The organism is Tenacibaculum finnmarkense genomovar ulcerans, assembly GCF_900239495.1.
GTDB lineage: Bacteria > Bacteroidota > Bacteroidia > Flavobacteriales > Flavobacteriaceae > Polaribacter > Polaribacter ulcerans.
On record NZ_OENE01000004.1, the window covers coordinates 267,018 to 286,385 of the forward strand.

A 19,368-nucleotide genomic window follows, 5' to 3' on the forward strand; every position below is an offset into this window, starting at 1 on the left:
ATTTTTAGTTTTTTAGTTAGATATATTATAATTAAATATTGTTGTTTAATAAGGAAGTCATTTTTTCATATGGGGTTTTCCAATCTAACTGTTTAAAAGGGGTTTTGTTTAATTTATTTGTCATTTCTCTGATTACAGAAGAATTAAAAATAGAATATTCAAACTTAAAATAATTTAGCTTTTCAATATTATAATTAAGAATACCAATACTTTTTCTGTTATTATTTGTTGAATTAAATGCTATTTGCCCAATTTTTGAAGATATTACGTCATAATCAATCGCTATTTTTTCAAATAATAATTGCTGATGTAAGTTTTCAATAAATAATGTATCAAGATTATTAATATCTTTCACAGAGAAACGAGGAATTATTACAGAAAAAAAAGTCTCCGAATTAACAAAAAGAATACACTTTTTTTTAGCAATATAAAAAACATTAGCATTCCAATTTCCAAGGTTATTTTCATGAGTTAAAGTCTTATCCTCAATTTTTTTATGGATTATTTTCTCTAGTTTTTTTGTTGTGAAAATATTTGTCATCTGTTAACTGTTAATGAGCGTGAGAATGTCCGTGATTGTGACTATGAACATGTGTAATCACTTCGTTATTTTTAGTAAGTTCAATATTTTTACCAATAACGACTAAGCTTGTTTTACGTTCTTCATTTTCACCCCAAGGTCTTTCGAAATAATAATCGAAACGAGAACCAACACCTTGTAAAACCATACGCATTGGCTTATTCGGAATATTTACAAATCCTTTGATTCTATAAATTTCGTGGTCTTCAACAAGTTTTTTCAAGTCTTTAACCAATGCTTTAATATCAGCAGTTTCAGTATGTTCTAATAAAACAGTTTTAATATCATCATTATGGTGATGGTGATTTCCTGATTTATGGTGTTCTTCATGAATTGAATGACGATTATCAACATCATCTTCCGCAGAAGCTTCAATACCTAATAATAATGTGTTATCTAATTCACCATTTTCAACAGGAATTATTTTGATGTTAGGTCTTGCTTTGGCTGATATTAATTTTTCAATTTCTTCAAATTTTTGGTCATCAACTAAATCTCTTTTACTAACTAGAACTAAATCGGCACACACTAATTGGTCTAAAAATAATTCTTCAATCGGTGTTTCATGATCTAAAGAATCATCCGCTAAACGTTGTGCTTGTACACGTTCTCTATCGCAAATTTCACCTGTTGCAACTCCTACTGCATCGACTACGGTAATAACGGCATCAATAGTAATATGAGGTTTTAAGTCTGGCCAGTTTACCGCTTTTACTAAGGGTTTAGGCATTGATAAACCTGATGTTTCAATAACAATATGATCAATTTCTTCTTTACGTTCTAGTAATTGTAACATCGATGGTAAAAATTCTTCTTGAACCGTACAGCAAATACAACCGTTTGGTAATTGGACTAAATTACAGCCTTGTTCGCCACATTCAGAAGAAGCAATTAATTGACCATCAACATCAACTTCTCCAAATTCATTAACCAAAACAGCGATGCGTTTTCCATTGGCATTTTTTAACATATTATGTACTAAGGTCGTTTTTCCTACGCCTAAAAATCCTGTAACGATGGTAATTGGTATCTTCTTATTCATTTTTTTAAGTTTTGTTTTATGCGTTTTTTATTGGGTTGTATTTTGTCACTTCGAGTGAAATTATTTGTAATAAAATGAAAAATAATTTTGTATCGAGAAGTATTGTATTGTTCTCGATACAATTTTTACTTCGTTACACTTCTTAAAAATTACTCGAACTGACAGTGTCCTGTTAAATAATTAATCAGAAAAAATCAACTTATTTAGTTACTGCTTTCTTCTTTCTTTTGTATAAAAATAAATTCCATTTTTCTTCAGCAACACCGTGTTTGTCCATTTCGGCTCTTGCCATAGTAAAAAATAAATCAGACATTCTGTTTACGTAGCTCATAATATAATCGTGTACACATTCAGGATCTTCTTGCATTAAGGTCACTAATTGTCTTTCGCCTCTTCTCATTTGTGTTCTACAAACGTGGCAAAGTGCCGATATTTCATTTCCTCCGGGCAATAAAAAATAATCAGAAGGAGAACTGATATTGTCTTCCATTTCATCCATCCAAACTTCACAGAAATCTGCGCCATCTTTAGGTTCAGGATTTGGATTAACTTTTTTAGAATCTGACGGACGTGCCAAATGCGACATCATATTCATCATATCTTTTTGAATACGGTGTAAATTTGGTTGCCATTCGTGGTCGTTTCCTAGTTTAGAACGCATCAATCCTATGGTCGAATTTACTTCGTCTAAAGTACCAATACATTCAATTCTTGCCGAGTTTTTAAACTCTCTTTTTCCTCCAAAAACGCCAGTTGTACCTTTGTCTCCTTTTCTTGTGTAAATTTTCATATAGTAGTATTTATTTCGTTAATCAATTGTAAAAGCAGTTCTGATGTACCAAAAAAATGATGTACATAAGAAGCCATTACTTTATTTTTTTTGTAAATTTTAGTAGTAGTATTTCCATCTCTAGCATTTGTAATTGTTGCGTTGATAGGTGTTTCATTATCATTTATTAAGCTCGAATAATGAAATTCGTGTCCTTTAAAAATATGCTCATTAATTTTAGAAGTTCGATACCCTAAATGTAGTTTTTTATCAGCAATTGTAGCTTCAAAATCAAAAATACCCACCATTTTAAAAGCGGTCTTATTTTCTGATATAATTGTTTTTCCTAAATACATCATTCCGCCACATTCGGCATAAACTTGCCCGTTATTTTCTGCGAATTTTTTAATACTAGCAAGCATTGTTGTGTTACTCGATAATTCTTTTAAATACGATTCAGGATACCCTCCAGCAAAATATATAAAATCACAATCAGGAATTTCAGCATCTTTTATAGGACTGAAAAATTCCACAGTTCCTAATCTTTCCATTGCTGAAATACTTTGAGGATACATAAAATTAAAAGCTTCATCTTTAGCGACTGCAAATTTTATTTTTTTAGGCTGAATTATTTTTTCTGATGAAATACTTACTGGTTTAATTTCTTTGGATGCTTCTAAAATAGCTTTCCAATCGATTGTTTTTTCTAGCTCATCAGCAATTTGATTGATAACTGTATCAAATTTTTCAATTTCTTGAATATTTAAACCTAAATGTCTCGAAGGAATTTCAATATTTTTTAAGTTCGATAAATAACCAAAACACTGTACGCCAATATCATCACAGGCTTCTTTTAACATTTTATAATGTCTTTCAGATCCAACACGATTAAAAACAACACCCATTATTTTTACTTCTTTATCAAAATTTACAAAACCCTGAATAAGTGGCGCAACAGAATACGCAACAGCTTTGGCATCAATCACCATTAAAACGGGTGTTTTTAGCTTTTTAGCCATTTCGGCGGTACTTCCTTTGTCTTTTTTTGCTCCATCAAATAGACCCATAACACCTTCGATGCAATTAATTTGCGCATCTTTTCCATAAAAATGCAAACTATTATGTATCTGATTTTGTGTCATCATAAATAAATCGAGATTCACACCAACGTTGTTACAAGCCAATTGATGAAATTTCGGGTCGATATAATCTGGACCAACTTTAAAAGGTTGAACAGCGTATTTTTTTCGTTTGAATAAACGTAATAATCCTAAGGTAAGTGTTGTTTTACCTGCGTTACTACTCGGGGCTGATATGATGAGTTGTTTGGTCAAAAAATAAAATTTATAGGTTTTCAGTAATTAAAATTTCATAATTGGCATGAATGCTGTTTGCAAGTTCTTTTGCTTCACCAATTTTTACGATTCCTTTTTCGGCATCAATAATTTGTGTTTTATCAATTCCTTTGCAATACGTTTGAAAAGATAATACGGTATCTTCTAAATTATTTTCTGCGTTTAATTTACCATCAGTAATAATATGAAGATTGTGATTAAAATCGATAGTAGCACAATTTCTTTTTATCAATTTAAAACCTGCACTTAAATTTGTTTTTCCGCCTGTTTTAAGATTTTTTAACGCTATTTCAACATCAGCTAAAACAGCAGTTTGATTTAAAATTAATTGCGCATCTCCATCAAATAATGAAATAATAGAAAATTGTGTGTTTTGATTTTTAGAATTTTCGGCTATTTTATGTACACTTCCTTTTGCATACGCAATAATCTGATTTTTTAACATAGAACCGCTAGAATCTATTAAAAAAATATGATGCTGTTTTAAAAGTGTACTTTTTCGTTTGGTTTTTAAGTCAAATTTATCGGTTGCTAAATATTGCCCGACTGTTTTTTTTGTATCAGTAATTATAGTATTTCCTGCTGAATTTTTAATTGAATTAACACCGTTTTTTAGCGTGTTTTTAGTACTGTTTTTTTGCTGCTGAAATTTATTATTTGGAATTAAAAATGAAATTGTTTCTTCTTCTGATATACCTTTTGATGTGTCTTTTGATGCGTTTGTTTCAGAAGGATTTTCAAGAGGTTTTTCATTTTGATTTTCTGGAGATTTATTTTCTGGAGCGTTATTTTCAGGAGGTTGATTCTGCTGATTTTGATTCGGATTTAAACTTCGATGATTTAAAACAAAATCGGCAATAGTATCTACGTCTTTTTTTGTGATTTCAGTAGCATTTTTATAAGCCGAAAAAGCTCTTGCTGTTTTTACTAATAAAATATCGGCACGAAGTCCTTCTACTTGATGTAAAACGGCTAATTCGCTACAATATTCAATAATTTCATCAGTTATTTTTATCGATAATAATACCTCTTTTGCCTTAATTATTTGTTTGGAAATAACAGCATCTTTACTTTTATAAGCATCGATAAAAGGGATAGGCGCATCATCAAACAAAAAACGTTGCTTTATTATTTTTTGACGGATTTTTACATCCGTAGGAGTTGTAACATTTACACTTAAACCAAAACGATCTTTTAGTTGCGGTCTTAAATTTCCTTCTTCAGGATTCATAGAACCGACTAAGCAAAAACGACTTTTAAAATAACGAGAAATTCCTTCTCTTTCTAAATAATAATTTCCAGAAGCGGCGGCATCTAATAAAATATCAGTAAGATAATCTTGTAATAAATTAACTTCATCAACATATAAAATACCTTGATGTGCTTGTGCCATTAATCCGAGGTTAACAACTTCTTTTTTAGCATTTATCAACTGCTCTAAATCGATACTTCCAAGAAGTCTATCTTCAGAAACACCAATGGGTAAATTAACAAAAGGGTATTTTTGTTGATTGCCCATTAGGCTGGTTAACGATCGTATTAAAGTGGTTTTTCCTGTTCCTTTATCGCCAATAGCTAATACGCCGCCAATAAGCGGATCGACTAAATTTAAAATTAAAGCTAACTTAAAATTATCTTGCCCAACGATTGCCGAAAAAGGGAAATACTGCTGTTTTTTATGTTCCATTATAATGCCGAAATACAATTATACAACCACACAAATCCAATAATTGCCGATGCAACTCCCGCAACTCCGTTCATCCATTTAAAAATAGCTAGGTTTCGCTCTAAAAAACGGCTCATAACATAAATTAAAACATAACTATAAACACCCATTGCTACAATAATCCCTAAAGATTCTACGGCAAGAATAAGAAGTGCTTCACCTACGCTTGAACTACTTAAAACTAAGGCGGAAGTTAGCGCTCCACCTGTACCTGCTAAACCGTGTAACATTCCAATCCAAAATGATTTATTCATCGGATTTACGGCAATTTCTTCGCCTTTAGTTCCGTGTAAATGTATCGGATTAGAAAGGTCGTGTTCGTGTGCTTCAATTTTTTTATGGTCATTTACCATTTCATTAATTTGATGATTTCTTTTGATAGCTACAATTCCTAGCCAAATCATAATAGGACCAACGGCAAGTTCGGCATAAAAAGAAAGATCATTGATAAATAAAGTTGCCATACTTTTAAAAAGCAGTGCTACACCTCCAAAAAGCAGTAAAGTAACCGAATGCCCAAACGCCCATTGCGATGCTTTAAAAACAGTTTTAAAACTCACTTTTTGTTTATTGATAGCGTTTTCAGTAGCTAAAACTGAAACTGCAGTTACGTGGTCGGGTTCAAAAGAATGTAAAATCCCTGCCATTAAAGGTCTAACTAAAGATACTATTGTCATTTTTTAATGTGTTTTTAATGTATTTAATAAGTGTTCCGTCTTTATGAATTAGGTAAATATTTAAGTCTACCTTTTTAATTTTTGTATGTGTATGTTTGTAACAATGCGCTAATAATAATTGAAAAAATGGCGAATTTTGTTCAAATTCAAACAGTTCAATTAAGCGACCAGCCATGTTTAATTCTTTGATTTTATCAGCATCATAAAAACCAACTTGTTGTGCTAATTCAACAACAAAATCTTTGTTCCAACTCGATACACAACTATGTGTATCTGTAATTCCGCCAGCTAATTTTACTGCTTTTCCAAGCATAATTCCAATGCTTACTTTTTTTATAGCACATTGATTTACTTTGGCGAGTGTTTCACCAATCCAATTTCCATAATGAATAAAAGCATATTCAGGTAAATGGCTAAATTTATCTGATAAAAACTTTTCACTTCTTGCGCCAGAATTGATAACTAATTCGGTAATATTATTTGCAATTGCAACATCAATTCCTTGTTCAATACTTGCAATATAGGAGGATGATGAATACGGTTTTACAATTCCTGTTGTTCCTAAAATAGATAATCCATTCATAATTCCTACACGTTCATTAAGCGTTCGTTTTGCTAATTTTTTTCCGTCGGTAACATAAACAGTAACCGATACACCGCATTCTAAATCGTAATCATGTAATAATTTTTGAATTGCACTGCTTATCATTTTTCTTGGAACAGGATTTATAGCAGGTTCGCCAATTGCTAATTCTAAACCTTTAAGCGTAACTGTTCCAACGCCATCACCTGCAAAAAACTGAATGCCTTTTTGCTTAGTTAATTTTAAAATACACCCTATTTCAGCACCATTTGTAACATCAGGATCATCGCCTGCATCTTTAATAACCGAACATTTAGCGGTGTCTTGAGTAAATTCACAATGATGAATTGGAATCTCGATTATTTTATCAATAGGTAAATGAACTTTTACGGTAGCGTTTTTTTTCTGATCAATAATAGCCATCAATCCTGATTTTGCCGAAGCAGTAGCACAAGTTCCTGTTGTAAATCCATCCCGTAAAGGACCTTTTGGAATTTTTCTTAAACTCATATATTTGAGTCTTTTAGAGTTGATGAAGTAGATAATTCGCTAATTAGCTCATTTTCATTAAAAACCATTTTAAAATACTTCGGAATTTTGGGTTGTTTGATGATTATTATTTGTGTGTCAGTTTTTAAAGCTGCTTCAATTTTAGTGTTTAAAAACCCGCTATTTCCTGTTTCTTTAGTTAAAATGATATCAATATTTTTTTGGTTGATAATCGAAATTTCTTTATCTAAATCCGAAGAAGGAAATTCTAAAATTAATTGATTTTCAGGGAAATTACTTTCAGATGCAATCGCTAAAGATGCTGGTCTGTTTAATATTCTAAAATAAGTCGTGTTTTTTAGCCACCAAGGTTTTAATATTTTAATAGATTGCACACCTGTTAAGGCTAATACTGTTTTTTCTGATGATAATAAATTTAAAGCATCGGTATAATTATTTACATAAAATACGGATTGATTTATGGTTTTAGAAAGTAGTTCTCGCCCAAATCGTATTACAGGAATTTGTAAATTTTCGGCAACTTTTGCAATAGTTTTGTGTAAAATTTCAGCAAAAGGGTGTGAGGCATTTATAATGATGCTAATATTATTTTCGATTAGATAATTTTCTAAATCATTTTCAGTTAACGCACCGTATCTGTAACTGGCAATTTCTGTTTCATCAAAAGAGATATTTGTTTTTGTTGAATACACAAAAGGCATCAGTTTTTCTTGAAGCAAGGTTGCTACTTTTTTACCTTCTGTTGTTCCTCCAAATACAAGTATCATTTTTCTTATTTATTTTTATAGCCTGTTTAAATTCTATTCAATAATAATTTTATTGACAAATTCAATTTCCTATTTTTATTTTTTTACATGAAATTTAAATAGGCTTTTAAAGACCTCACAGGTTTTTAAAACCTGTGAGGTCTAAAACTAAATGGTATTACTCAGTAACTACAAATTTTTTGTTAGTTCTAAAAATATGTTTCCATTCAGGATTGTATAATTGCGATCTGTTTTTACGAGCTCCAATAGCACTACCAACAACAATTAATACGGTTCTTGTTTTTTTACTCTTCTTTACAATTTCGGCAAGGTTTTCTAATTTCCCTTGATAAATTTCTTCATCTTTCCAAGTGATTCTGTATAGTACAGCTACAGGAGTATCGGCATCAAAATGTTCTAATAATTGCGCTTGTACTTTTTTGGCAATTCCTGCACTTAAAAAGATACACATTGTTGAATTTGTTGCTGCAAATGCAGAAATACTTTCTTTCGAAGGCATTGGCGTTTTACCTTCGCCACGAGTTAAAACAATAGATTGTACAACTTCAGGAATAGTAAATTCTGATTTTAAAACTGCAGCAGCAGCACTAAATGAAGAAATCCCTGGAACAATAAAGTAGTCCATGTTTAGTTCGTCAAAAATGGTCATTTGCTCTTGAATTGCACCATATAATGATGGATCACCACATTGTAAACGAACAATTGAATTCCCTTTTTTGTAATGTTCTTGCATTAAAGAAACTTGCTCTTCTAAAGTCATCATTGCAGAATTTCTAACTACAGCGCCTGCTTTACACCAATTGGTCATTTCTTCAGGAATTAAACTTCCTGCATATAAAACACAATCAGCTTCTTCTAAATATATTTTTCCTTTTACGGTGATTAATTCTTCATCACCAGGACCTGCACCAATAATTGCAACAGCAGTTTTACGAACAACTTTTGCATCTAAAGAAACAGAAAATGTAAATTTCTCACTATTTTCAATATGAATTTTTTGTTTTTCAACAAGTAATTCTTTATTTCCAGATAATAACATTGCACAAGATTCTGAAACTCCTGCAACGCCAATTTTAGATTGTACCATTTCACTCGGATTTGGTATTGAAATGGTATTTATTTCATCCGAAGTAAAGGTGCTAAAAGGAATATTGTTTATTTCACTAAAATCTAAATAAGCTTGTTGATTTGCTTTTATATCAATAGAACCAAAGTTTTTAATTGCTGAAAAATGCAATCCTTCAGTAGCTAATTTAGTTTTGAATGTTTCTTGAAAAACAGTGAAATCTAATTTTTTAGAACATCCTGAACCAACTGAAAGTACCTTTGGAATTAAAAATAAACTAGGGATTTTTACTTCGTAAATTTTGTAACTCACCGCAATAAATAATTCAAATTGCGTGTAATCAATATCTTTTTCATCATAAAAAACAGTCACAAAACTAGGAACTGTTTTTTCTAAATGCTGTGTTCCTTTATCTTTAATATCTAAAAGTAAAGCGGTTGGTTTATTATTCACAAACAACGCCATTGTTTTAGTTATTGATAATGAACTTTCTGTTTGCCAGTCAAATTGATTTCCAAGCGTATCTAAAGCCCAAATTTCTTGTACATCGCTAGATGTTGATATTACAGGATTTGCTCCTAAAACAGCCGAAACTTTTAAAGCGAAATTATTAGCGCCTCCTTTGTGTCCGCTTAATACAGATTGTACATTTACTCCTAAATCATCCACAGAAATTACTGCAGGGTCGGTATTTTTATCTTGAATATATGGTGCAATTAATCGTACACAAATACCTAATGCTGTTACAAAACAAATACCATCTAACTTTGAAAAATTATCGGTTAAATAATCTGAAATAGAGGCAATAGTTGATACATTTCCGTTCGTAGATTCTAAGGTAGTTATTACCAATGATTTTGAAAATTCTTTCTGAATGATAAGGGCTTTTTCTAATCCTTTTTCAGTAACTGCTATAATGGCTATTTTTTTCATTTATATTTTTTCTGCTGAATGAATGCTAATTTTGTTATGCTCGTTTACTTGAATCACACTCGTATTTATAGTATAATTTAATGTAGTAAGCTCTTTTATAAATATATTGGTACTGTTTTGTTTTACGGCATTGGTTACTATCCTAGCTTTCGGATTTAATTGATGAATTAGATGAATTAATTCGTTTAATCTGCCACCGTGTCCGCCAATAAATACGACATCTGGAATTTGAAATTCTTGTAAGTTGAGGTTGAAAAAATCATCAATAATAATAGTAATACCAGGAGTAGAGAAGCGTTGGGTATTTTGCTGAATTATATTTTTGCATACAATTCGTTTTTCAAAAGCGATAATTTTTAAATGTGGATACTGTTGTTTTGCTTCAATAGCAACCGAACCTGTGCAAGCTCCAATATCCCAAAAAACTGCTTTATTTTGTAATTGTAAAGCGTTTATCGTACTTAATCGGATAGGCATTTTGGTAATCATATTTGCCCGATTCGGTAAAGAAATAAAAGCATCATCAGCAATTCCAAAAGGTTTTTCTTTGGATGTTGTTTGTTTTAATAAAACACAATTTAAATGGTCATGTGATTTTTTTGTACAAGTTGCTAAATCAAGCGTTTCAATATGTTCATTGTTTCCGTCTAAAGCTTCGCCAACGGTTATGGTGTAATTATCAAAACCATATTTTAACAAACGTTTTGAAATTTCGCAAGGTGTTTTTTTAGCATCTGTTAATACGCCAATTAATTTATTTCTATTGATTAAAGCTTCATCTAAAGCAGACCAATCTCTACCGTGAACAGAGACCGATTTTAAAGCATTATAATTTGTTTGCGTTTTATGACATAACAATTGAATGCTATTAAAATAAGGCGTTGCTTTTAATTGTGCGTTTGGTAATAAGCGTTGTAACGTGTTTCCGAATCCATAGAAAAAAGGGTCTCCAGAGGCGAAAACTACAATTGTTGTATCAATTTTTTTATATTTATTGATAAGAAAATCCATTTTACCTGAAATTTCAATCCAAGTATGGTTTTTAGGTAAGTATGATTTTACCAATTGATAATGACGTTTTCCGCCAGAAAAAACAGTTGATTCTTGAATCAAATTCAAGACATCATCATTAAGTTTTGGCGTTGGATGATTGCTAATTCCAATCAAATAAAAATCGATATATTTTTGAATTTTAGTCATTTATTGATAACATTCTTTAATAACAACATCATTTATATTTTTACGTTTTTCCCATTTTAAACGTTCTAATTCGGGGTTTTCATAAAATTTATCTACATGACCTAAACATAAATAACCGATTAATTGTCTGTCATCAGGAGCATTTAAAATAGTTTTAACGTTGTTTTCATTTAAAATACTAACCCAGCCTAAACCGACATTTAACGCTCTAGCCATTAACCACATATTTTGAATGGCACAAACCACCGAATAAACACCTGCTTCTTTCATCGAAGTTTGCCCTAAAACAGGATGCTGACTTGGTTTATAAAAAACCGCAATATTCAATGCCGATTCTACAATTCCTTCTAATTTTAATTGTGTGTATGCATCAGCTTTTTTTCCTTCGAAAAGAGTTTTCGCCTTTTCATTTTCTTCAAAAAAACTGTCTTTAATTTTATTTCTGATTTTTAAATCTTTGATAACAACAAATTCCCACGGTTGAGAAAATCCAACAGATGGCGCATTTACTCCAGCAAATAGAATTTTATCTAAATGTTCTTTAGATATAGGCGTATTTAAAAACCGATTTCCTCTAACATCTCTACGTGCAAGTATTATTTGTTCGAGGGTTTCAATATTTTCTGGAGTAAATTTGTTCATCATTTAAGAAATAAAATAAGTTGACGCTTCAGGTAACGTAAATGCAGCATTAACAATAGCTGCGGCAACATTACTTCCGCCTCTATTTCCTTCTATAACTACCCAATTTGTGTTTTTTGTTTGCGATAATTGTTCTTTTGCTTCCAAAACATTGACAAAACCAACAGGTACGCCAACAACTCCAGCAGGTTTAAAAGTATCGTTATCTCTTATTTGATCTACAATTTCAAATAAAGCAGTAGGGGCATTTCCAACAACATATAAAGCATTTGGATATTTTTCAATAGCCTTTCTAATTCCTGCTTGAGAACGTGTAATGTTTTCTGAAATTGCTAATAATTGCGCATCTTCATCATTTAATAAACAATGTATTTGATTGCCATATTCTTTAGTGAAAGCCTTTGTAATTCCAGCTTTTACCATGGTAACATCTGTTACAATTTCGCCACCATTTTTAAGATGTTCATGCCAGTTTTCAATAGCTTCTGGAGTTGCTGAATAATGATTGAAATCTTCTAAAATTCCTGTGGTATGAATAACTCTTGTTATTGCCCATTTATCAGCAATCGCAAAAGGTAAATCTTTAATATGCTGGGTAACAATTCTGAAACTTTCTTGTTGAATTTCTTTTCCTGTATGTGGTTTTCTATTAAGATATCCTCTAGGAGTAACTAAATAATCTTTAAAACGATAGGTTTGCGAATTTCCAATCATCACCAAACAAAACATATCTACATCTTCAGGATTAAATTCTCCTAAAGTGGTAATTTTACATTCTTCTTCGGGGCGAGTTACATGCCTAATAATTGCAACAGGAGTAGAAGGTGCCCGTTTTTCTAAAAATATTTTTTGTAATCGACCTAATTGCCAATGTCTTTTTTTACTTTTCGGATTGTATAAACTCGTTACAAAATCGCCCATTGCGGCAGCCTTAATTCTTTGTTCTATTTTGTTCCAAGGAGTCATTAAATCTGACAATGAAATACAACAAAAATCGTGACCTAATGGCGCACCTAATTTACTTCCAGCAGCTAAAAAAGCAGAAACACCGGGTAGCGTTTCTAACTCAATATCATCATGATTTTCTTTAGAAACAACTTCGTAAACAATCGCAGCCATTGCGTAAATACTGGCATCACCAGAACCTATAACTACTACATATTTATCTTCGTTTGCTTTTTCAACAGCCTTGTGAGCTCTTGCTTCTTCTTTTCCTAAAGGCATCGAAATTAATTCGGCATCTTCTTTAAATAACGATTTTCCAAATTGAAAATAATAATCGTACCCAATAACAACATCTGCTTTTTGCAACGCATTTTTAACAACGGGTAACATATAATCTATATCTCCAGGACCTAATCCCGCAACGGTTATTTTCATTTTTTTATTTTTTTAATAATGATAAGAGAAAAATAAGGAGTTTCTCTTTTACTGGCTGTATTCCAGTTATTGGTTATAAATTGCTCGTCAGTTCCTAAGCGTTCTCCGTAAGTAATTTGGTGTTTTTGAGTGTCAATTACGGCGGTAATTATAGCAATAACCGATATAATTTTCATTAAAACTACGGTATCAAAATTAGCAATAGCTTCTTGTAATTCTTCTTTACTTTGGATGCGAGGAATAACGGTTACTTTTTCATTTTGCAAACACAAAGGAATTTGACTTTCTGATGATAAATGTAAGTAAGAGGTAATCCCAGGAATTAAATCGATTTTTAATTGATGCTTTTTAATTTTTTCTAATAGATAAGAAAATGAGCTATACGTGCTAATATCGCCTTCGCTGACAATAGCTATGGATAAACCATTTTTATAATCGCTTAAAATTTGTTGAAAAGTAGTTTCGTAAACCTCTTTAGCCTGAACTCTTTCTAAATCCATTTTTAGATAAAATCCGACTAATTTTTGAGTATCTAAATTGTAATTATTTAAAATAGTTCGGGAATAACTGACTTTTCTACCATCTTTAAATAATGAACCAGGATAATATATTTTATCAGCTTGCCGTAAGGTTTTTAATCCTTTTAAGGTAATTAAATCAGCATCACCAGTTCCTAACGAAACACCATGTATTTTACCCGTTATCATATTCCTAAGCCTTTTTTAATTTTAGTAAATACATTGCTTTTCTGCCCAACTTTTTCATCTTCTTCAAATAAAACACCTTTTACACCTAAATGATGTCCAACTTGTTCTTTTCCAACTTCATCTTCTAAGCCAACAATTTGTTTTCGGTATTTACATAATTGGCAATTCATATTTGCCGTACCGTTAATGGTTTCATCTAAACGCTCATCAAAAGCTTTTAAAATTAATTCATCACTTCCAAAAGCATCGGTATAAATATATTCATTCGGAGAATTTTCATTAAAAGTTCTAATTTCAGTATAAATACGTTCTAAAAGAATCCCTGTAAAAAAGAAAAACGGAATCGCAATAGTTCGTTTAAATTCCATTTTACTGGTTAATTCTAAACTTTTAGTAACCGTCGGATATGCCGTTCCGCTATATGCAACTGTCGTAAAACCAAACCCCATTCCTTCGCCTAACATACAAGCTAGTTTATGTACATCAGAATTTGCATCAGTATCTGTAGTTCCTCGACCAACCACCATTAAACAAACATCTTTTCTATCGATAACAGGATGTTTGCTTTCTTCTTCTAAAATTCTTTTTTGAGCCAATTCTAATAAAAAGGAATTGACACCAAGATGTTTTCCCATTTTGATGGTTAAATCGCTGTAATAACTCTGTATGGTGTTCATTTCATACGGAATATCATTTTTAGCGTGTGAACCTGCAAAAAGAATAATCGGTAAAGCATAAATTTCACGAATTCCTTTCTGATACATGCGTTCAATAGAAGCTTCATACACAGGATGATTAAATTCTAAAAACCCGTAATCCACTTCATAATCGGTATAACGAGCCTGTAAAGCTTCCACTAATTGTTTAAAAGCATCCGTCCCTGTTTTGGTTCTGCTACCGTGTCCGCAAAGTAAAATTCCTTTTTTCATTGATTTAATTGATTGGTTTTACACCTATTAAAAATACTACAGGCATTGGTAGTGGTTGTTTTTTGATGTCGTTTTCTATGTCGCCTAATGTTGATGAAAGTAACATTTCATTTTCTCTTGAAACATTAGAAACGGCATTAATAGGGATTTCTGAATTTCCGCAAACGGCTATTAATTTTGGAATTATTTTATCCAAACTTTTTAAGCCCATATAAAGTGCCAAGGTGTTTCCAGCTTTTAGCATTTCGGCAATTCCTTTTAATTGTGCGGTTGAATAATCTGCGGTATGTGCTGTGCAAATTAAAACAGCATTTGATTGCCTTCTTTCAGTAATTGGAATATTTGCGGTACTTGCTGCGGCTAAAGCAGCTGAAATTCCTGGGACAACGCAAAAAGGAAGCTCATGTTTCTTTAAAAAACGAACTTCTTCGGCAGCTCTTCCATAAATATACGGGTCGCCCGATTTTATGCGAACTACTTTATCGCCTTGTTCACAATATTTTTTCATCAATAAATTGATGTTATCTTGACGTGTTTCTTGATCTTCTTTATCGCCAAATTTTCTACCGACATAAATACGTTCCGCTTGTGTATTGATGTTTAATATTTCATCAGAAATTAAATTATCGTGTAAAATAATTTCTGCATTTTCAATCGCTTCAAAAGCTTTTAAAGTTAGCAAGTTTTTATTACCAGGACCTGCGCCAACAATTGAAATTTCAGGTAAATGCTCTCTTGTAAAAATCCATTCAGGATTAGCAAACTGATACGTGAAATTTAATAAAGATTTCGATTTTGAATTATCAATAATTTTAAAACGTTCTTCTGATGCTGTAGCTGTTTCAAAAATAGGAGCAGGCATATTTAATTTGATGGCTGCATTTTCATAAAATTCTTTTCGCTTCGGATGTATATCTGCACAACCGTTGATAATTTCACCAAAACAATTTTGTTCTAAAATCGTTTCGATTAAACCAATAACATCTTTCTGATGAATTAAATTAACAGGCACATTCGGGTTTTTTAATTGCTTTTTATTAGCAAGAAATCTCCCAGGATGACGCTTAGCACCAATTAATCCTGCTAAACGTAAAATAGTTAAATTATCACCAAAATGTTGTTGTAATAATTCTTCGGCTTTAATTAATGCGTGTCCAGATGCCTTTTCAGGAACACATTTTTCAGTTTCATTTATAAGACTATTATTGTTTTGATAAACCGAAGTAGAACTCACAAAAATAACTTTCGTCGTTTTGGGAGTTCGTTGTATAATCTGTGCTATTTGCTTGGGATGAATTGTTTCAATAGTATCAATTCTCTTTGGCGGGAAATTGATAATAAGGGTATTTGTATCAGTAATAAAAGATTCCCAATCACCAATAATAGTATTTGCTTCAAGTTTTATTCTGCAAGTATGAAACGAATATTTGCCGAGTGTTTTTAGTTTTTCTAACGAAGAAGTAGTTCCGTTAACCGAATAGCCACTTTTTTGTAATTTCAACGCAAGCGGTAAACCTAACCAGCCTAATCCTACTATGGAAATATGTTGTTTGTTCATAATTATGTTAAATCTAAGCAGGTGTTTTGTAACTGAATTTTAGTACAATATTCCCACGCTTTATTTTCGATGGAATCGAATGTTATTTTCCCTAAAATTTCACCAAATTTATTTTTGAAACGAATACCTGTTAGCGCTGTTTCTTTTTGATGAAAATATTCTGTACTAGAAATTTTTGATTGTTGTAATTCCTTATTTTCTTTAGGAACTGCGGCAATCGTTAATTTTATAATAGTTGTTTCAGTTTTTAATTCAAGCGTATGTGTATCTGAATAATTTACCGCATTTATTTTTTCAAAAGAAACAGGGTTTTTATCAGCCATAGCAAGGGTTATCCCTTTTGGGTTTTCCAACAAATATAAGAAAAGAGGATATAAATATTGATCAGAACTAAAACCTTTGGTAATAAAACATTCGCCTAATTCAGCATCATTTTTTAACTCAAAAGGTTTCGGTTTTATAGGCGCTCTTTCGTTATTAGATATTTGCTCTTTCCATCCTTTTTTATATAACAAATTTGTTTCATCTTCTTGATTAAGAGGCTCATTATTAATATGCGATTTTACAATCGGAGTAATTTTTTCAGGAGTTAATTCTTTATACCAAAATTCACCTGGTTGCACAATACAAGTCGGAGCGTCTTCACATCTGCCATTACATCTTGTTTTAATCGTATGGGTTTTATCCCAAAGATTATTGTTACGTAAGTAAGCTCTAGCGGCTCTTGTTACTTGTTCGCTTCCTGCTTTTTGACAAGAACCTCCGTCGCAAAATAAAAAAGTATGCGTTGTATTGGCGATATTTTTACCCATAATTTAAAATAAATATTTAAAAGAAATAAGTGAAATTCAATTTTGCTAAAAATGGTGTTCCTGGTGTAAAATGGATATCATCAACAGGTTGTAATTCTGTTTGTAATTGTGAAGAATCATAAAATACAGCTTCTCTCCATGCGGTATTAAAAATATTTTCTACGGATAAACCTATTTGATATTTTGGTCTTGTGTAATTGATAACAAAATCTGCAATAAAATAACTGTCAGCAATTACAGATTCGTCTTCAATTAAAGGGCGTTCGCCTAAAAAACGATAGCGTAAAGAACTACTAATTCCATTTTTTAAACGGAAAGTAGCGCCACCAGTTGAGGTAAAACGAGGTGCACTTGGAATTTTGTTTTCATCTTTTGGAGCGTCTAATAAAGTTCCGAAACTATAATTTAAATCCGTATCGAACCATAAATAAGATAATGGTTGATATCTAAAAGAAGCTTCACTACCAATTCGTTCAGATTTTCCTTTGTTTTCAAATTCAAAACCATCAGGACTAAAAACAAACTCGGCATCACTTTGTAAATAAAAAGTAGCAATGTTACCAACAAAGTTTTTTCCTATTTTAAATTCTGTACCAATATCGTAACCGATAGCTTTAGGTAACGGATTAATTTCTTTGTTTTTTACAGCGGCATTTGCGTAGTTTGAATGAAAACCAGAACTAGCTTTTGCATATAATTGCAAATTTTCAGTAGCATCATAAAACAAACTAAATTTTGGGCTTATTCTAATAGAATTTGTCTTTCCTTGTTGAGGTACTGGTACTATTTCAGTAACGTTAAAATCGAAATAATCAGCTCTAATACCTGCTAAAGCCGTTAACTTAGGAGCTATTTGAATTCGTTCTTTTAAAAATAAAGCTAGGTTTGTTTCTTTAATATCAAACTCATTTATAGGATTTGATAAGGTACGTCCAATAGCATTATTTAAACCGATATTGTTATTATTATATTTAGCTTCCCAGCCAAAAGTAGTGGTGCTATTTGGTATTTGAAGTATATTTTTTATTGAAATATTTCCTTTATAAGTATATGTTCTTCGATTTTCTTGTTGATGAATCATATCACCATCAACAGGATTATTTTGATAAAAAGTAAAGTTAGAAAATAAATTATAGATATTCGATACGTAGTATAATTGATTTGTAAGCTTTGTTTTATCAGAAATATTAGAACTTAATTGCATGTTAAAATGTACTCTTTCAGTATCGCCACCTTCTTTATCATCAATAGCCCCAAATCTATCTATTAATCCACTTTTAACAGCTCTTAAAGGTATTTGACCCGAGGCATTCCAAGTACTATGAAAAGTAGAAATTGATGTTCTTAATTTATGAATATCAGAAAGTGCTACGGTATATTTTGTAAAGGTATTTAACCTTTTAAGTCTTTGTTCACTTTCAAAAAAACTGTCATTATAAGTTCCTTCAATAGCAATGTAAGCACTTTCTTCATTTTTAGTTAAAAAGTTATTTTTATCGATAAGCGATACCATTGCTAAGGCTCTTGCAAAATCGTATTGACCATATTCTAACTTTACAAAATTACGATGCGCTTTATCTTTTGATGTAAATTTAGCAGCTCCAGAAACGGCAAAATTTCCTAATGAAGTTTCATGAGGACCTTTATAATAATCGGCAGTTTGAACGGTTTCAGGGATTAAAAAGTGTAAATCGGCATAGCCTTGTCCGTGTGCGTGAGAACTTAAATTGATACCAATATCATCGACTAAAACAGCAAAATCAGTTCCGTGGTCATTATCAAATCCTCTTAAAAATATTTGTTCTGCTTTTCCGCCACCAGCATGTTGTGCTATAAATAAACCTGGTACTGTTTTTAAAAAATCGTGCGCGCTATTTATGGGTCTTAATTGCAATGAAATTTTAGAAACCTTATGAGTACCTAATTTTTTTTCATTTTTAGAGTTGATAATTACTTCAGAAAGCTGTGTTTCTGTTTCGTTGCTTGTCGTACATTTTTTTTGAGCGAATATGGAAAGTGAAAAACACATCCATAGACTGCATAAAATCAATTTTTTCATTTGAAAATGACATTAGGCAGGAAAGGAAAGAAAATATGAAAAAACATAATTTTCGAACTCTTTACCCGAGAGT

At 31.4% G+C, this 19,368-nt stretch carries 17 protein-coding genes; all 17 read right to left on the reverse strand.

Going from position 1 to position 19,368, the window contains the following annotated elements:
• Positions 1–31: 31 nt before the first annotated feature.
• Entirely contained in the window at positions 32–541 is a 510-nt protein-coding gene (locus tag DPIF8902391_RS02070; RefSeq protein ID WP_172504900.1) for a DUF6933 domain-containing protein, read from the reverse strand.
• Between the two features lie 10 nt (positions 542–551).
• The gene (gene cobW, locus DPIF8902391_RS02075) at positions 552–1,622 is read right to left on the reverse strand and encodes a cobalamin biosynthesis protein CobW (RefSeq protein WP_172504901.1); all 1,071 of its coding nucleotides are present in this window, start codon (positions 1,620–1,622) and stop codon (positions 552–554) included.
• A gap of 199 nt (positions 1,623–1,821) precedes the next feature.
• Positions 1,822–2,412 carry a cob(I)yrinic acid a,c-diamide adenosyltransferase gene (locus DPIF8902391_RS02080; protein WP_101954807.1) on the reverse strand — a complete coding sequence of 197 codons (591 nt, stop codon included), beginning with the start codon at positions 2,410–2,412 and terminating at the stop codon, positions 1,822–1,824.
• Entirely contained in the window at positions 2,409–3,725 is a 1,317-nt protein-coding gene (locus DPIF8902391_RS02085) for a cobyrinate a,c-diamide synthase (protein ID WP_172504902.1), read from the reverse strand. Before DPIF8902391_RS02085 ends, DPIF8902391_RS02080 begins: the two co-directional genes overlap by 4 nt.
• Before the next feature lie 10 nt (positions 3,726–3,735).
• Positions 3,736–5,433, reverse strand: a complete 1,698-nt coding sequence (locus tag DPIF8902391_RS02090) for an AAA family ATPase (protein ID WP_172504903.1) — start codon at positions 5,431–5,433, stop codon at positions 3,736–3,738.
• The gene (locus tag DPIF8902391_RS02095) at positions 5,433–6,149 is read right to left on the reverse strand and encodes a hypothetical protein (RefSeq protein WP_058884852.1); all 717 of its coding nucleotides are present in this window, start codon (positions 6,147–6,149) and stop codon (positions 5,433–5,435) included. Before DPIF8902391_RS02095 ends, DPIF8902391_RS02090 begins: the two co-directional genes overlap by 1 nt.
• Entirely contained in the window at positions 6,127–7,242 is a 1,116-nt protein-coding gene (gene cbiD, locus DPIF8902391_RS02100; RefSeq protein ID WP_172504904.1) for a cobalt-precorrin-5B (C(1))-methyltransferase CbiD, read from the reverse strand. Before cbiD ends, DPIF8902391_RS02095 begins: the two co-directional genes overlap by 23 nt.
• Complete coding sequence (locus tag DPIF8902391_RS02105; protein WP_172504905.1) at positions 7,239–8,009, reverse strand: precorrin-6A/cobalt-precorrin-6A reductase; 771 nt, start codon at positions 8,007–8,009, stop codon at positions 7,239–7,241. The genes cbiD and DPIF8902391_RS02105 overlap by 4 nt, the downstream gene beginning before the upstream one ends.
• A 157-nt stretch (positions 8,010–8,166) precedes the next feature.
• The gene (gene cobM / locus DPIF8902391_RS02110) at positions 8,167–10,008 is read right to left on the reverse strand and encodes a precorrin-4 C(11)-methyltransferase (protein ID WP_172504906.1); all 1,842 of its coding nucleotides are present in this window, start codon (positions 10,006–10,008) and stop codon (positions 8,167–8,169) included.
• On the reverse strand, positions 10,009–11,208 hold the full coding sequence (cbiE, locus tag DPIF8902391_RS02115) for a precorrin-6y C5,15-methyltransferase (decarboxylating) subunit CbiE (RefSeq protein WP_172504907.1): 1,200 nt from the start codon (positions 11,206–11,208) through the stop codon (positions 10,009–10,011).
• Positions 11,209–11,850 (reverse strand): 5,6-dimethylbenzimidazole synthase, encoded by a 642-nt coding sequence (gene bluB / locus DPIF8902391_RS02120; RefSeq protein ID WP_172504908.1) that lies wholly within the window; start codon positions 11,848–11,850, stop codon positions 11,209–11,211. It abuts the gene before it with no gap.
• Positions 11,851–11,853: 3 nt separating this feature from the next.
• Positions 11,854–13,230, reverse strand: a complete 1,377-nt coding sequence (gene cobJ / locus DPIF8902391_RS02125; RefSeq protein ID WP_172504909.1) for a precorrin-3B C(17)-methyltransferase — start codon at positions 13,228–13,230, stop codon at positions 11,854–11,856.
• Positions 13,227–13,937: a precorrin-2 C(20)-methyltransferase gene (gene cobI / locus DPIF8902391_RS02130; protein WP_172504910.1), complete on the reverse strand. Its 711-nt coding sequence runs from the start codon at positions 13,935–13,937 to the stop codon at positions 13,227–13,229. The genes cobJ and cobI overlap by 4 nt, the downstream gene beginning before the upstream one ends.
• Complete coding sequence (locus DPIF8902391_RS02135) at positions 13,934–14,866, reverse strand: sirohydrochlorin chelatase (protein WP_058884859.1); 933 nt, start codon at positions 14,864–14,866, stop codon at positions 13,934–13,936. Before DPIF8902391_RS02135 ends, cobI begins: the two co-directional genes overlap by 4 nt.
• Positions 14,867–14,870: 4 nt before the next feature.
• Positions 14,871–16,424, reverse strand: coding sequence for a uroporphyrinogen-III C-methyltransferase (cobA, locus tag DPIF8902391_RS02140; RefSeq protein ID WP_172504911.1), 1,554 nt, complete (start codon positions 16,422–16,424; stop codon positions 14,871–14,873).
• A gap of 2 nt (positions 16,425–16,426) precedes the next feature.
• The gene (locus tag DPIF8902391_RS02145) at positions 16,427–17,236 is read right to left on the reverse strand and encodes a (2Fe-2S) ferredoxin domain-containing protein (protein WP_172504912.1); all 810 of its coding nucleotides are present in this window, start codon (positions 17,234–17,236) and stop codon (positions 16,427–16,429) included.
• Between the two features lie 16 nt (positions 17,237–17,252).
• Complete coding sequence (locus DPIF8902391_RS02150) at positions 17,253–19,295, reverse strand: TonB-dependent receptor (protein ID WP_193703731.1); 2,043 nt, start codon at positions 19,293–19,295, stop codon at positions 17,253–17,255.
• Positions 19,296–19,368: the final 73 nt, after the last annotated feature.

Excerpts from the sequence above, each read along its gene's own strand:
- cobI (WP_172504910.1), bottom strand. The coding sequence starts at position 13,937 with ATGATAACGGGTAAAATACATGGTGTTTCGTTAGGAACTGGTGATGCT.
- cobM (WP_172504906.1), bottom strand. The coding sequence starts at position 10,008 with ATGAAAAAAATAGCCATTATAGCAGTTACTGAAAAAGGATTAGAAAAA.
- DPIF8902391_RS02135 (WP_058884859.1), bottom strand. The coding sequence starts at position 14,866 with ATGAAAAAAGGAATTTTACTTTGCGGACACGGTAGCAGAACCAAAACA.
- DPIF8902391_RS02105 (WP_172504905.1), bottom strand. The coding sequence starts at position 8,009 with ATGATACTTGTATTTGGAGGAACAACAGAAGGTAAAAAAGTAGCAACC.
- cbiD (WP_172504904.1), bottom strand. The coding sequence starts at position 7,242 with ATGAGTTTAAGAAAAATTCCAAAAGGTCCTTTACGGGATGGATTTACA.
- DPIF8902391_RS02070 (WP_172504900.1), bottom strand. The coding sequence starts at position 541 with ATGACAAATATTTTCACAACAAAAAAACTAGAGAAAATAATCCATAAA.
- DPIF8902391_RS02080 (WP_101954807.1), bottom strand. The coding sequence starts at position 2,412 with ATGAAAATTTACACAAGAAAAGGAGACAAAGGTACAACTGGCGTTTTT.
- cobA (WP_172504911.1), bottom strand. The coding sequence starts at position 16,424 with ATGAACAAACAACATATTTCCATAGTAGGATTAGGCTGGTTAGGTTTA.
- DPIF8902391_RS02150 (WP_193703731.1), bottom strand. The coding sequence starts at position 19,295 with ATGAAAAAATTGATTTTATGCAGTCTATGGATGTGTTTTTCACTTTCC.
- cbiE (WP_172504907.1), bottom strand. The coding sequence starts at position 11,208 with ATGACTAAAATTCAAAAATATATCGATTTTTATTTGATTGGAATTAGC.
- cobW (WP_172504901.1), bottom strand. The coding sequence starts at position 1,622 with ATGAATAAGAAGATACCAATTACCATCGTTACAGGATTTTTAGGCGTA.
- cobJ (WP_172504909.1), bottom strand. The coding sequence starts at position 13,230 with ATGAAAATAACCGTTGCGGGATTAGGTCCTGGAGATATAGATTATATG.
- DPIF8902391_RS02095 (WP_058884852.1), bottom strand. The coding sequence starts at position 6,149 with ATGACAATAGTATCTTTAGTTAGACCTTTAATGGCAGGGATTTTACAT.
- DPIF8902391_RS02145 (WP_172504912.1), bottom strand. The coding sequence starts at position 17,236 with ATGGGTAAAAATATCGCCAATACAACGCATACTTTTTTATTTTGCGAC.
- bluB (WP_172504908.1), bottom strand. The coding sequence starts at position 11,850 with ATGAACAAATTTACTCCAGAAAATATTGAAACCCTCGAACAAATAATA.
- DPIF8902391_RS02090 (WP_172504903.1), bottom strand. The coding sequence starts at position 5,433 with ATGGAACATAAAAAACAGCAGTATTTCCCTTTTTCGGCAATCGTTGGG.